Source organism: Flavimobilis marinus (genome assembly GCF_900113055.1).
In the GTDB taxonomy this organism is placed as follows: Bacteria; Actinomycetota; Actinomycetes; order Actinomycetales; family Cellulomonadaceae; genus Flavimobilis; species Flavimobilis marinus.
Map to the genome: position 1 here is coordinate 720612 of NZ_FONZ01000002.1, position 13004 is coordinate 733615.

General features: G+C 74.7%; 14 protein-coding genes. 4 read left to right on the forward strand and 10 right to left on the reverse strand.

Translation table 11 applies throughout. The annotated features are described in order from the left end of the window. Positions 1–8: 8 nt before the first annotated feature. The 8 genes from mutM to BMZ30_RS08325 all read right to left on the reverse strand — a co-directional run bounded on the left by mutM (position 9) and on the right by BMZ30_RS08325 (position 7784). Positions 9–953: a bifunctional DNA-formamidopyrimidine glycosylase/DNA-(apurinic or apyrimidinic site) lyase gene (gene mutM, locus BMZ30_RS08290; RefSeq protein WP_093377112.1), complete on the reverse strand. Its 945-nt coding sequence runs from the start codon at positions 951–953 to the stop codon at positions 9–11. Continuing rightward, positions 937–1632 carry a ribonuclease III gene (gene rnc, locus BMZ30_RS08295; RefSeq protein ID WP_093377114.1) on the reverse strand — a complete coding sequence of 232 codons (696 nt, stop codon included), beginning with the start codon at positions 1630–1632 and terminating at the stop codon, positions 937–939. Before rnc ends, mutM begins: the two co-directional genes overlap by 17 nt. Continuing rightward, complete coding sequence (locus BMZ30_RS08300; protein WP_093377477.1) at positions 1629–2141, reverse strand: YceD family protein; 513 nt, start codon at positions 2139–2141, stop codon at positions 1629–1631. Before BMZ30_RS08300 ends, rnc begins: the two co-directional genes overlap by 4 nt. Positions 2142–2331: 190 nt before the next feature. Further along, positions 2332–2820: an ATP synthase subunit B family protein gene (locus BMZ30_RS08305; RefSeq protein ID WP_093377117.1), complete on the reverse strand. Its 489-nt coding sequence runs from the start codon at positions 2818–2820 to the stop codon at positions 2332–2334. Then, entirely contained in the window at positions 2817–3320 is a 504-nt protein-coding gene (coaD, locus tag BMZ30_RS08310) for a pantetheine-phosphate adenylyltransferase (protein WP_093377479.1), read from the reverse strand. The genes BMZ30_RS08305 and coaD overlap by 4 nt, the downstream gene beginning before the upstream one ends. Positions 3321–3356: 36 nt before the next feature. Next, positions 3357–3926, reverse strand: a complete 570-nt coding sequence (gene rsmD, locus BMZ30_RS08315) for a 16S rRNA (guanine(966)-N(2))-methyltransferase RsmD (protein WP_093377118.1) — start codon at positions 3924–3926, stop codon at positions 3357–3359. 25 nt (positions 3927–3951) lie between these two features. Further along, positions 3952–6198 (reverse strand): ATP-dependent DNA helicase RecG, encoded by a 2247-nt coding sequence (locus BMZ30_RS08320; protein ID WP_093377482.1) that lies wholly within the window; start codon positions 6196–6198, stop codon positions 3952–3954. Positions 6199–6242: 44 nt separating this feature from the next. Continuing rightward, positions 6243–7784, reverse strand: a complete 1542-nt coding sequence (locus tag BMZ30_RS08325) for a DAK2 domain-containing protein (RefSeq protein ID WP_093377121.1) — start codon at positions 7782–7784, stop codon at positions 6243–6245. Positions 7785–8012: 228 nt separating this feature from the next. Between BMZ30_RS08325 and rpmB the strand changes: the two genes are divergently transcribed. Together rpmB and BMZ30_RS08335 are read left to right on the forward strand one after the other, a co-directional pair. After that, positions 8013–8204 carry a 50S ribosomal protein L28 gene (rpmB, locus tag BMZ30_RS08330; RefSeq protein ID WP_093377123.1) on the forward strand — a complete coding sequence of 64 codons (192 nt, stop codon included), beginning with the start codon at positions 8013–8015 and terminating at the stop codon, positions 8202–8204. Positions 8205–8507: 303 nt separating this feature from the next. Continuing rightward, the gene (locus BMZ30_RS08335) at positions 8508–9023 is read left to right on the forward strand and encodes a GNAT family N-acetyltransferase (protein ID WP_093377125.1); all 516 of its coding nucleotides are present in this window, start codon (positions 8508–8510) and stop codon (positions 9021–9023) included. Here BMZ30_RS08335 and BMZ30_RS08340 read toward each other — a convergent pair. After that, a complete protein-coding gene (locus BMZ30_RS08340; RefSeq protein ID WP_093377127.1) occupies positions 9005–9991 on the reverse strand; it encodes a thiamine-phosphate kinase in 987 nt (328 codons plus the stop codon). The two genes, BMZ30_RS08335 and BMZ30_RS08340, sit on opposite strands and share 19 nt — an antisense overlap. Positions 9992–10039: 48 nt before the next feature. Between BMZ30_RS08340 and BMZ30_RS08345 the strand changes: the two genes are divergently transcribed. Next, entirely contained in the window at positions 10040–10543 is a 504-nt protein-coding gene (locus BMZ30_RS08345) for a DUF3515 family protein (RefSeq protein ID WP_229828501.1), read from the forward strand. Positions 10544–10564: 21 nt separating this feature from the next. On the opposite strand, the gene BMZ30_RS08350 is transcribed toward BMZ30_RS08345, so the two are convergent. After that, entirely contained in the window at positions 10565–11725 is a 1161-nt protein-coding gene (locus BMZ30_RS08350; protein ID WP_093377484.1) for a D-alanine--D-alanine ligase family protein, read from the reverse strand. A 92-nt stretch (positions 11726–11817) separates the two neighbouring features. Here BMZ30_RS08350 and BMZ30_RS08355 point away from each other — a divergent pair, with 92 nt between their 5' ends. Continuing rightward, positions 11818–12966 (forward strand): trans-sulfuration enzyme family protein, encoded by a 1149-nt coding sequence (locus tag BMZ30_RS08355; protein ID WP_093377132.1) that lies wholly within the window; start codon positions 11818–11820, stop codon positions 12964–12966. The last annotated feature ends 38 nt before the right edge of the window (positions 12967–13004 follow it).

The window sequence follows — 13004 nt, forward strand, 5'->3', positions numbered from 1 at the left end:
GGCTCATGCTAACCGGCGGCGGTTCCGGCCCGCGGTGAGCGCCGCGCGCGCGGACGCGGCTGGCACACCGGGCACAGGTACGACGACCGGTTCATGAACACCTCGCGCACGATCTCGGCGCCGCAGCGCGCGCACGGCTGCCCCGCGCGCCCGTAGGCGTTCAGGCCACGCGCGAAGTACCCGGACTCGCCGTTCACGTTGACGTAGAGCGCGTCGAAGCTCGTCCCGCCGACGGCGAGCGCCTCGGTCATGACCGTCCGCGCGGCGTCGAGCACGGCCCGCACCTGAGGCGGCCGCAGGGCGTCGCAGCGCCGGTCGTAGTGCACCTGCGCCCGCCACAGCGCCTCGTCGGCGTAGATGTTCCCGACGCCCGACGTGAGCGTCTGGTCGAGCAGCGCGCGCTTGATCCCGCTGCGCCGCGACCGGACGGCCCGCACCACGGCGTCGACGTCGAGCGCCGGGTCCAGCAGGTCGCGCCCGACGTGCGCGACGCCGTCGGGCACCTCTGCGCGCAGCGAGCCGGACCCGCCCGGGGCGCCGTCGGGCGTGGGCACGGTGCCGACGACGGCGAGGTACCCGAAGGTCCGCTGGTCGACGAAGTCCAGGCGGCGCGGGGCGCCGTCGGGCATGACGAGGTCGAGACGGACGCGCAGGTGCCGGTGGTCGGGGGCGCCGGGGTCCGCGGCCGGGTCGGAGACCAGCAGCTGCCCGCTCATGCCGAGGTGGGCGAGCAGCGCCTCGCCCGGGTGGTCGAGCTCGAGCCACAGGTACTTGCCCCGGCGCGCCGCGGCGACCAGGACGGCGCCGCGCAGGCGGGCGGCGAAGTCCACCGGACCGCCCTCGTGGCGGCGCACGCTGTAGTCGCGGAGCACCGTGACGTCAGCGACGCGGGCCCCGAGGACGTGCCGGGCGAGGCCGTCACGGACGGTCTCGACCTCAGGAAGCTCCGGCACCCGCGTCCCTGACCCAGGCATAGGCAGCCTTGGCCGCCTGCTGCTCCGCGTGCTTCTTCGCGGTGCCCGTCCCCGTGCCGCGCACGACGCCGTCGAGGAGCACCTGGGCGGTGAAGTGCCGCGCGTGGTCGGGGCCCTCGCCCTGGCTCTCGTACACCGGCACGCCGAGGCCGCCGGCCGTCGAGGCCTCCTGGAGGCTCGTCTTCCAGTCGAGGCCGGCGCCCAGGTCCGCGGCGTTGGACAGCAGCGGGTCGACGAGGCTGTGCACCAGCTCCCGGGTCCGCTCGAGGCCGTGGCTCAGGTACACCGCGCCGATGAGCGCCTCGACGGTGTCCGACAAGATCGAGTCCTTGCTCGCGCCGCCGGTGCGCAGCTCCCCCTTGCCGAGCAGGATGTACTGCCCCAGGCCCAGCGTGCGTGCGACCTCGGAGAGCGCGCGCTGGGAGACCGTGGCCGAGCGCATCTTCGCGAGCTCGCCCTCGGGCAGCTCGGGGTGGCGCCGGTACAGGGCCTCGGTGACGATCACGCCCAGCACGGCGTCGCCCAGGAACTCCAGGCGCTCGTTGGTCGGGATGCCCCCGGCCTCGTGCGCGAAGCTGCGGTGCGTCAGCGCGAGGACGAGGGTCTCCGGGTCCAGGTCGACGCCGAGGGTCTCGAGGAGCTCAGCGGGCTGCGTCACGACTCCTGCTCCGGCGACTCCTCGCCGGTCAGTGCCTTGAGGGCGTTCCAGCGCGGGTCGAGGATCTCGTGGTGGTGGTCCTCGTTGCCCGGGTCGCTCAGGCGCACGCCGCACTCCGAGCACAGGCCCTGGCAGTCCGGGGTGCACAGCGGACGGAAGGGCAGCGCCATCACGATCGTGTCCCGCAGGGCGGGCTCGAGGTCGAGCAGCTCGCCCACGAGCTCGTGGACCTCCTCGGCCTCCTCGTCGTCGCCGACCTCCTGCGCGGACTTCGCGCGCTCGGGGTAGACGTACAGCTCGGTGAGCGTGACGTCGAGCTCGTCGGTCACGGGCTCGAGGCAGCGCGCGCACTCGCCCACGAGCTCGGCGTGGACGTTGCCCGAGACCAGGACGCCCTCCATGACGGACTCCAGGCGCAGGTCGAGCTCGAGCGGCGACCCCTGCGGCACGCCGATGACGACCGTGCCGAGGTCCGCCGGGGCGGCGACGTCGAGGTCGAGCTCGCGCATCGAGCCGGGGCGGCGGGAGAGGTCGTGCACGTCGACGACCAGCGGCTCGCGCGGATCGAGGACGCGCTGGTCTTCATTCTTCAACGCAGGTCACACCTTCCATCGGGTGCGGCGTCAGCCGCAGGAAGTCCCATGGTACGGCGGGCGCCCGACACGTCGCGCGGCTCGGGCCGCGGCCGCGGGCCCCGGGTCAGTCGTCGCGCTCGGCCAGCCGGTCGGCGAGCTTGGCCCGCCCGGCCTGCACCTGCGCGACGACCTTGCCCAGGTCGATCTCGAACTCGGCGAGCCGGCGGTCGCAGTAGTCGTCGGCCTCGGAGCGCAGCTCGTCGGCCTCCCGCTGGCCCTGCTGGACGATCTCGCGGGCGCGCGCCTCGGCCTGGCGCACGATCTGCTCGGCGGCGACCAGCTGGGCCGCGCGCTCCCGGGCCTGGGCGATGATCTGCTCGGCCTGCGCCTCGGCGTCGGCGAGCCGCTGGTCGGCGTCGGTGAGGTACTCGTCGGCCTGGGACAGCTGGGCGGGCATGGCCTCGCGCATCTGGTCGATCAGCTCGAGCGCCTCGGGCTTGTTCACGAGCACCGACGCCGACATCGGCATGGGCCGTGCGCGCACGATCACGTCGTCGAGCGCGTCGAGCAGCGCGGGGAGCGTCGCGTGCTCGGGCTGCTGGGGGTGGCTCATCGGGGTGCTCCTCCTTGCGTGGGGGCGGTGGTCAGCGCCGCGTGGACCCGGTCGGCCACGCCGGCCGGGACAAGGTCGTCGATGGTGCCGCCGAACCGGGCGACGTCCTTGACCAGGGACGAGGCGATGTGCGCGAGGGCGGGGTCGCCGATCACGAAGACGGTCTCGACGCCGGCGAGGTGCCGGTTCATCAGCGCCATGGGGGTCTCGGCGTCGAAGTCCGCGCCGCCGCGCAGGCCCTTGACGATCGCGTCGGCGCCCGCGTTGCGGCAGAAGTCGACGAGGAGGCCGGGCACCGGCTCGACCCGGACGCCGGTGAGCTCCGCGGTGGCCGCGCGGGCGAGCTCGAGCCGCGCGGCGACGTCGAGCAGCGGCTTCTTCGAGGAGTTCACGGCGACGCCGATCACGACGGTCTCGAAGAGCCGGGCCGCGCGTCGCGTGACGTCGAGGTGTCCGAGCGTGAAGGGGTCGAACGATCCCGGGAAGACGGCGAGGCTCACGCCCTCACGGTAGTCCACCGGGGCCCGGGGCGCGGGTCAGGCGGGCTCGTCGAGCTCCGGGCCCACGTACCAGACGCTCGTCTCGCCGTAGTCCTTGTGCGCGAGCGTCTCCCACCCGACCGGCAGCGTGGGCGGGGTGCTGCGCTTCGAGCGTTCGACGACGACGACGGCCCCGTCCGCGACCGCCCCGGGCTCCGCGAGCGCGGCCAGCAGCCCGTCGACGGCGACCTCCGGGAGGTCGTACGGCGGGTCGATGAACACGAGGTCCCACGGAACGAGCGGGAGGGTGGCGACGAACCGCTCGGCGCGGTCGGTGACGACGCGGACGCCGCTCACGCCCAGGGACTCGACGTTGCGCCGGCACACCTCGACGGCGCCGCGGGCCGTGTCGACGAGCGTCACGGCCGCCGCCCCGCGGCTCGCGGCCTCGAGCCCGAGGGCTCCGGACCCGGCGAACAGGTCGAGCACGACGGCGCCCTGGACGACGTCGTAGTGGTCGAGCCGGGAGAAGATCGCCTCGCGGACGCGCTCGCTCGTGGGGCGCGTCCCGCGCGGCGGCACGGCGAGCGTGCGCCCGCCGGCGGTCCCGGCAACGATCCTGGTCACGCGCCCAGCCTAGCGGCGCGGGACCTCAGGACCGGTCGATGAACTCCTTGCTGTCGTCGCGCAGCCGGTCCTCGATCGCGGCCGCCAGCCCCGGCCACGCCGCGAGCGCGGGGTCCGCGGCGACGAGGGCCTCGGCGTCCTGGCGGGCGCGCGCGATGAGGTCCGCGTCGCGCACCACCCGGAGCAGGCGCAGCGAGCTGGCCTTGCCGGACTGGGCGGCGCCCAGGACGTCGCCCTCGCGCCGGAGCTCGAGGTCGAGGCGGGCGAGCTCGAAGCCGTCGGTGGTCGACGCGAGCCGCTCCACGCGCTCGAACGCGTCGGTGCCGGGCTCCGCGTGCGAGACGAGCAGGCAGGTCCCGGGGCGGGACCCGCGCCCGACGCGGCCGCGCAGCTGGTGCAGCTGGGAGATGCCGAAGCGGTCGGCGTCGAGGATCACCATGAGCGTCGCCTCGGGGACGTCGACGCCGACCTCGACGACGGTGGTCGCCACGAGGACCGGCGCGGCGCCCGACGCGAGGTCCGCCATGGCCTGCTCCTTCTCGGCGGGCCCGAGGCGCCCGTGCAGGGTGGCGATCCGGACGCCGTCGAGGGCGGGCATCGCGCGCAGCTGCTCGGCGACCTCCGTGACCGCGCTCAGCGGGGGCCGCGCGGGGCCGCCCCCTGCCGGCCTGCCCGCCGCGTCGCCCGGGCCGCCCGTGGCGTCGTCGTCGAGCAGGAGCCCGTCGTCGTCCAGGACGTCGTCCCCCGCGGCGTCGTCGCTGTCGATGCGCGGGCACACGACGTACACCCGGTTGCCCGCCTCGACCTCCTCGCGCACGCGCTGCCAGATGCGCCCGACCCAGGCGGGGCGCCCCGCGGGCACCACGTGGGTGGCGACGCCGGCGCGGCCGTCGGGGAGCCCGGCGAGCTCGGAGATCTCGAGATCGCCGAACAGCGTCATCGCCACCGTGCGCGGGATCGGCGTCGCGGTCATGACGAGCATGTGCGGGGTCGTCTGCGCCCGCCCGCGCAGGGCGTCGCGCTGCTCGACGCCGAACCGGTGCTGCTCGTCGACGACGATCAGCCCGAGGTCCGCGAACTGCACGTGCTCGCCGAGCAGCGCGTGGGTGCCGACGACGATCCCCGCCTGGCCGCTCGCGGCCTCGAGCAGCGCCTCCTTGCGGGCACGTGCGCCGAGCGACCCGGTGAGCAGCGCCACGCGGGTCGCGCCCGCCTCACCCATGAGGGTCCCGGCCTCGGCCAGCGGCCCGAGCAGCGCCCGGATGGTCCGGTGGTGCTGGGCGGCGAGGACCTCCGTCGGCGCCAGGATCACGGCCTGCCCGCCGGCGTCGACGACCTGCAGCATCGCGCGCAGCGCCACGATCGTCTTGCCAGAGCCGACGTCGCCCTGGAGCAGGCGCTGCATCGGGCGGCTCTGCGCGAGGTCGCCGGCGAGCTGCTCGCCCACCTCCTGCTGCCCGGCGGTGAGCGTGAAGGGCAGCCGCGCGTCGAAGGCCTCGAGCAGCCCCCCGGGCCGCGCCGGGCGGGCGGTCGTGTGCAGCGCGGCGACCTCGGCGCGGCGGCGCGCCAGCTCGGTCTGCAGGACGAGCGCCTCCTCGTACCGCAGCCGCGCGAGACCCTGGTGCGCCTCCGACGTCGTGAAGGGCAGGTGCACCAGCCGCAGCGCCCGCAGCAGCGACGGGTAGCGGTGCCGCCCGAGGATCTCGGCCGGGACCGGGTCCGGGACCTGCTCCTCGGTCAACGGGTCCAGAACGGTGCGGACGGCGCGCTGGATGCGCCACGTCGGGACGGCGGCCGACGCCGGGTAGATCGGCACGGGGCGCGACGCCTCCGTGAGCGCGGCGGCCTCGTTGTCGGCGTCCGCACCCACCAGCACGTAGTCGGGGTGGGTGAGCTGCCGCTCGCCCCGGTACTCCCCCACGGTCCCCGTGAACAGGCCGACCGCGCCGGGGCGCAGCCGGTCCTCGTGGACGCGCAGGGCACCCGGACCCTTGCTGAAGAAGGTCAGGTTGAGCCGGTGCACGTCGTCGGTCACGACCGCCTGCATCATCGCGCCGCCCCGCGAGCGCATGCTGCGCACGGTCGCGCTCGCCACGCGCGCCATCACGGTGACGTGCTCGCCGACGACGAGGCTCGCCAGGTCGGTCATCGTGCCCGGCTCGGCGTACCGGCGCGGGTAGTGCCGCAGCAGGTCGCCCGTGGTCTCGAGCCCGAGCTTGGCGAGCGACGTCGCGGTCCGCGCGCCCAGGATCCGCTTGAGCGGCTCGTCCATGCCCGGCCCCGGACCTGCGTCGGGGGCGACCGGCAGCGCGGGCGTCACCACGTGAGCCCCACGGTGGCGCCGTGGCCGGGGACGCCGGAGTCCAGGTGCACGACCTCGGCCGCGGGCCACCGCTCGTGGGCGGCGGCCTGCAGGTCCGTGCGGACGGCGTCGGCGACGTCCTGGTCCCACAGGGCGAGGACGAGCTCGGGCGCCTGGGCCGGCTCGGCCGCCGCAAGGGCGTGCGAGGCGTCGTCGGCCGTGGTCGTAATCGTCCACGAGCGCTCGAGCGCCGCCCGCATGAGGTCCCCGGCCGCTGCGGACGCCGCGCCGCCCTCGACGGCGGCCGTCAGCGCCAGCACCACCTCGAGGTCCGAGGTGACGGCCACGGCGTCGAGCGTGACGACGTCGGCCCCCAGGACCTCCTGCGCCCGCGCGACCGCGGGGACGGCGTCGGGCCGCACGAGCACGGCGACCTTCCCCGACCCGGTGTCCTCGACGACCCGCGCGAACTCGGTCGCGTCCCACGGCCCGTCCGTGCGGTGCAGGACGACCGCGCCGGTGCGCGCGACCTCGAGCAGCAGACCAGGGCTCACGACCCCGGCGACCACGCCCCGCAGCGTCGCCTCGCCCGTGACCTGGGCGACGAGGTGGCGGACGCAGACCTGCCGCAGCGACGCACCGGGAGCCACCGCGACAGCCGCGGCCGGGTCGTCGGTGTGCACGTGCGCCTGCCAGGTGCCGTCCCCGCCCACGACGACGACGGAACCGCCGACCTCGCTCAGGCGCGCGCGCAGCACACCGCCGGGGTCACCGGGGCGGTCGTCGTGCATGACGAACATGACCTCGACGTCGCCGTCGAGCCCGTTGCTCCCGTGCGACTCGCCGGTGTGGCCGGAGCATGCCGCGGCCGTGGGGTCGTGGGCGTGGTCCGTGGGCCCCGCGGTGCCCAGCTCGGGCATCTCCAGGGGGCGCGCTACGCCGACCAGGGCCTCACGCAGGCTCTCGAGCACGAGGGTGAAACCGTACGCGCCGGCGTCGAGCACCCCGGCGCTCGCGAGGACGCCCAGGTCCTCGGCGCTGCGGGCGAGCGCGCCGCGAGAGCCGGCGCAGGCGGCGTCCAGCACGGCCGCGACGTCGCCGGCCTCCGCGGCCGTGAGGGCCGCCTGCCCGGCGGAGCGGGCTGCGGTGAGGATCGTGCCCTCGACCGGCGACGCGACGGCGTCGTTCGCGCTGGTCGCGCCGCACACGATCGCGTCCGCCAGGGCGCGCGGGGCGAGCGCGGCGGCCGGGTCCGCGAGGCACGACGACAGCCCGCGCAGGAACTCGCTCAGGATGATCCCGGAGTTGCCCCGAGCCGAGACCAGGGCGCCGCGGGCGAGCGTCTCGAGGGGGGCCGGTCCGGAGGCGGCGTCGAGCTCAACGAGGCCTCCGCGCAGCGTGAGCAGGAGGTTCGTGCCCGTGTCCGAGTCCGCGACCGGGAAGACGTTCGCGGCGTCGAGCCGGCCGCGGGACTCCTCGAGCGCGCGGACGGCGAGGCTCGCCCAGCGGCGCACCGTCGGGTGGTCGAGCTGCGTCTCGGTCACGAGGAGGTTCACCCCACTATCATCGTCGTGGCCACTGACGCTGGCGGTCCGGTGCCGATCATTTGGGTCCGGAGCGGACCATCAGGTACTCTATCGAGGTTGCCCAGTCCTGCTGGGCACCACGGTGCTGCAGGCGCCCTGCGGGTCGGAGATCTTCCGGACCTGGGACAGCCGCCCTCCGTGACCGACCATCATCTTCGTCGCGTTCTGCGGCGTGCACCAGACATTCAGGAGAAGACAGTGGCTGCCAACTGCGACGTCTGCGCCAAGGGCCCGAGCTTCGGGCACTCCATCTCGCACTCGCACGTGCGCACCAAGCGCCGCTGGAACCCGAACATCCAGCGCGTGCGTGCCATCGTCGGTGGCGCCCCCAAGCGCCTCAACGTGTGCACCTCGTGCCTCAAGGCCGGCAAGGTCACGCGCAACGTCTGACGCTCTCACCAGAAGGGCCCGTGGATCTCAGGATCCGCGGGCCCTTCTGCTGTCCCCACCCCGCTGCCCCCCCCGCTCCCCCGTCGAGTCCGATAGTTGCGCCTCGACACCGACAGTGCCTCCTATCGGACCGGAGGCCGAACTATCGGACTCGCGAGCTGAGGCGCCGGGCGCTGAGGCGCCGGGTGCTGAGGCGCCGCGTGCTGAGGCGCCAGGTAGCCGGGCGCGACGCGGCGGGTGCCGTGGCCATATCTTTACCCGTGGCGGGTTGGCGCATGACTTTTTTGATGGCAGGCTGAGGCCATGGTCGATCTTGAGGACGTCACGATCCGCACCGCCACCGTCGCCGACGCGGCCGACATCGCGCAGGTCCACGTCGCGTCCTGGCGCGAGGCCTACGCGGGGATCGTCCCGGCCGACTACCTGGCGGCACTCGACGCCGAGGAACGCCGCGCGCTCTGGGAGCGCGCCCTGGCCCGCGGCGAGATCACGACGTGGCTCGCTGTCGTGGACTCCCGCACGGTCGGCTTCGCGACGCTCGGCCCCCGGCGCGACGAGGACGCCGAGCCCGGCGACCTCGAGATCTACGCCATGTACCTCGACCCTGAGGCCTGGGGCCGCGGCGTCGCAAGGGACCTCATGCGGCACTCCCTCGCCGAGGTCCCGGACGGCGCATCGCTGTCCCTGTGGGTGCTCGGTGACAACGACCGCGCCCAGCGCTTCTACCGCCGCCACGGCTTCGCGCCGGACGGGGTCGAGCGCATGGAGGAGTACGGCGACACCTACCTCGTGGAGGTCCGCTACCTGCGGGCGAAGTGATCCCACCCCGCGGCGCCGTGCCAGGGCTGGCCGTCCACGAGGACGGTCCCGGCACGCACCTCGTCGTCTGACCGCCGGACCGCGCCGATCGCCCGGAACGGCACGGGCAGCGCGACGTCCGCGGGGAACGTCGCGAGCATGCCGTGGTCCTCCCCGCCCGTGAGCACCCACGTGGCGGCATCGGCTCCCACCCGCGCGGCGGCGTCGGCGAGCTGAGCGACGTCGTCCCCCAGCGCTCCCAGCGACAGGTCGACGACGACGTCGCTCGCCTGGGCGATCCGTCCCGCGTCGAGGACCAGACCGTCAGACACGTCCAGCATCGCCGTCGCGCCCGCCACGCCGGCCGCCCGCCCGGCCCGCACCGGCGGGTCTGGGCGGAGGAAGCCTGCGAGCAGGGCTGAGGGGGCGTCCGTTGCGGCACCGGCCGACAGGAGCGCGAGGCCCGCCGCGGACCAGCCCCGGACGCCAGCGTGCGCGACGACGTCGCCCGGCCGAGCGCCGGAGCGCGGCACCGGGGCGCGCCCCTCGAGGTCCCCGTGCACCGTCACGCTGACGACGACGGTATCCCCGCCGCTGAGGTCTCCCCCGACCACCCCGACGTCGTACGTCCCGCAGGCGTCGCCGAGCCCTCGCGCGAGGTCGACGACCCACGCGGCCTCAAGGTCCCCCGGCACGACGAGCGCCACGACGACGCTCGTCGGGACGGCGCCCATCGCGGCGATGTCCGCGAGATTCGCCATCGCCGCACGCCAGCCGACGTCGTACCCCTGGGACCAGTCGCGCCGGAAGTGCCGCCCCTCGACCAGCACGTCCGTCGAGATCACGACGCGACCGTCGGGTGCCCGCACGATCGCGCAGTCGTCCCCGGGCCCGAGGATCGTCGCTCCGCCGCGAGGGAGCTGGGGAAAGATCTGCGCGAGCAGCTCGGACTCGCTGAGATCGCGGACGCGGGGGGTGGCACTGGTCACGCCGCCACGCTAACGGGTGCGTGCGCTGATCGCGGTACCGTGGGCGTCGTGCCCGCCCAGCCTCCCCCCGGCGTCATGCCACGCCGCCCCCGCCACCCCGTGCGCGTCGCGACCGTCGCCGCGCTCGTCGGTGGCCCGCTGCTCGCCGCGTGCGCACCCACGATCAGCGTCCCGCCCGGTGAGAACGCCACGGACCCCACCTGCGCGGCCGTGGTGCTCGCCACGCCGGAGGAGCTCGGCGGGCTGCCCCGCCTCGACACCGACAGCCAGGCGACGACGGCGTGGGGCGAGCCCCAGCGCGCGATCACCTTGCGCTGCGGGGTTCCTGCGCTCGGGCCGACGACCGACCAGTGCCAGACGATCACCACGGCATCCGGCACCGCGGTCGACTGGGTGGTCCGGCAGGAGGGCGAGACCGAGGACTGGATCTTCACGACCTACGGTCGCAACCCCGCGGTCGAGGTCCGGGTGCCGCCCGACGTGCCGACAGCTCCGGTGGTGGACCTGAACCCGGCAGTCGTGCTGGCCGAGCAGGACCGGCAGTGCTACTGACGCACAGCCTGCCCTGAACCCCTAGCGCAGCCCGGTCGGACGCGCGAGGGCCAGCTGGATGAGCTCGTCGATCAGCTCCGGGTACTCGAGCCCCGACGCCGCCCACATGCGCGGGTACATCGAGAACGGCGTGAAGCCGGGCATCGTGTTGATCTCGTTGACCACCACCTGCCCGTCGGTGGTCACGAAGACATCCACGCGGGCGAGACCCTCGCAGGCCACGGCCTCGAACGTGCGCACGGCCACCGCCTGGATCTCGGCGACGAGCTCCGGCGGAAGGTCGGCCGGGCACGACAGCGTCACGGAGGCCTCGTCGAGGTACTTGGCCTCGAAGTCGTAGAAGGCATGCGCGTCGTCCTCGACGACGATCTCCCCGGGGAGCGAGGCGCGCGGCGTGCCGCCCGTAGGCGCACCAAGCACGGCGCACTCGATCTCGCGCCCGACGACGCCCTGCTCGACGATCACCTTGGGGTCGTGCCGGCGGGCCTCGGTCACGGCCGCGGCGAGGTCCGCGAGGTCGTCGACGCGCGTGATGCCGAGGCTGGACCCCGCCCGCGCGGGCTTCACGAAGACCGGGAGCCCCAGGTGCTCGACGGCGGCGGTCCACGCCCGCGGCCCGCGCTCCCACTCACCCGGCCGGATTACGGTGTACGGCGCGATGGGCAGACCCTGCCCGGCGAGCACGAGCTTCATGAAGTGCTTGTCCATGCTCACGGCGGAGGAGAGCACGCCGGCGCCGACGTAGCGGACGTCGGCCATCTCGAGCAGCCCCTGCAGGGTGCCGTCCTCGCCGAAGGGACCGTGCAGCAGCGGGAAGACGACGTCGACGTCGCCCAGGACGGCAGGCACCGCGCCGGGCTCGAGCACCCGCAGGCTCTGGTCGCCGGCGGCGTAGGAGAGGATGACCTCGCCCGCTCCCGCAGGGACCTCCGGCATGTGCCGGGCGTCGATGTCCCAGCGTTCGGCGTCGTCTGCGGCCAGCACCCACCGGCCCTGCGGGGTGATGCCGACGGGGATCACGTCGTACTTGTCGCGGTCGATCGCGCGCAGCACGCCCGCGGCGGTCGCGCAGGAGATCGCGTGCTCCCCCGAACGCCCGCCGAAGAGCAGCACCACGCGGGTGCGGGTCCCTGCGGGACGCGGGTCGGAGTCGGTCGTCACGAGACGCAGGTGCGTGTTCATCGCGCCCGACACTACCGGAGCATGGCGACCCGGCCATCTCGACCGCGAGACGGGCCCCGCGCCCTGTCGGGAGCGTGTCGTATCGTCACCGCATGGCTGGTCACGACACCGCAGGCGCACCCTTCTCACCCGACACCCTGGCCGTGGTCAGCGGTCGGCCGGCACGCGTCCAGGGCGGTCCGGTCAACGCGCCCGTCGTCCTGACGTCGACGTACGTCTCCCAGGGCGTCCCCGGGCCGGAGAAGCTGTATGCGCGAGCGGGCACGGAGACGTGGGAACCGTTCGAGGAGGCCGTCGCAGGGCTCGAGCACGCGGCCCACGGCGTGGTGTTCTCCTCCGGGATGGCGGCCATCGCCGCAGCGCTGTCGAGCGTGCGCCCGGGCGACGCCGTCGTCGTCCCCCGGCACGCCTACCAGGTGACGCTCGGGCTGCTCGACGACATGGCGGCGCGCTACGGCGTCGAGGTCCGGCGCGTCGACGTCGCCGACACCGACGCCGTCGTCGCGGCGCTCTCCGGCGCGCGGCTGCTCTGGGTCGAGTCCCCCACCAACCCCATGCTCGAGGTCGCGGACCTCCCGGCGCTGATCGCCGCGGCGCACGAGGCCGGCGCGCTCGTCGTGGTCGACAACACCTTCGCGACGCCGCTGGGCCAGCGACCGCTCGACCTCGGCGCGGACCTCGTCGTGCACTCGGTGACGAAGTACCTGGCCGGGCACTCCGACGTCGTGCTCGGCATCGTGGTGGGCAACGACGAGTCGCTCGTGGCCGCCGTGCGCGCGTACCGGACGCTGCACGGGGCGATCGCAGGGCCGTTCGAGGTCTGGCTCGCGCTGCGAGGGCTCCGGACGCTCGCGCTGCGCGTGCGGCAGTCTCAGGCGACCGCGCTTGAGCTGGCACGGCGGCTCGCCGCGCACCCCGGCGTCGCGGAGGTCCGGCACCCCGGGCTGCCGACCGACCCCGGGCACGAGCGTGCCGCGCGCCTCATGGACGGATTCGGGTCGATCATCGGCGTGCGCCCGCACGGCGGGCTCGCGGCAGCAGACGCCGTCGTCGCGGCAGTCCGCCTCTGGGTGCCGGCCACCAGCCTGGGCGGCGTCGAGTCCACCCTCGAGCGCCGCCGCCGGTTCACGACCGAGTCGCTCACCGTCCCCGAGGATCTCCTGCGGCTCAGCGTCGGCATCGAGGACGTCGAGGACCTCTGGCGGGACCTGGACCAGGCGCTGCGCGCCGTCAGCCGGTAGGCGCGCTCAGGTCTGGCCGTGAGGGCCGGGGGAATACC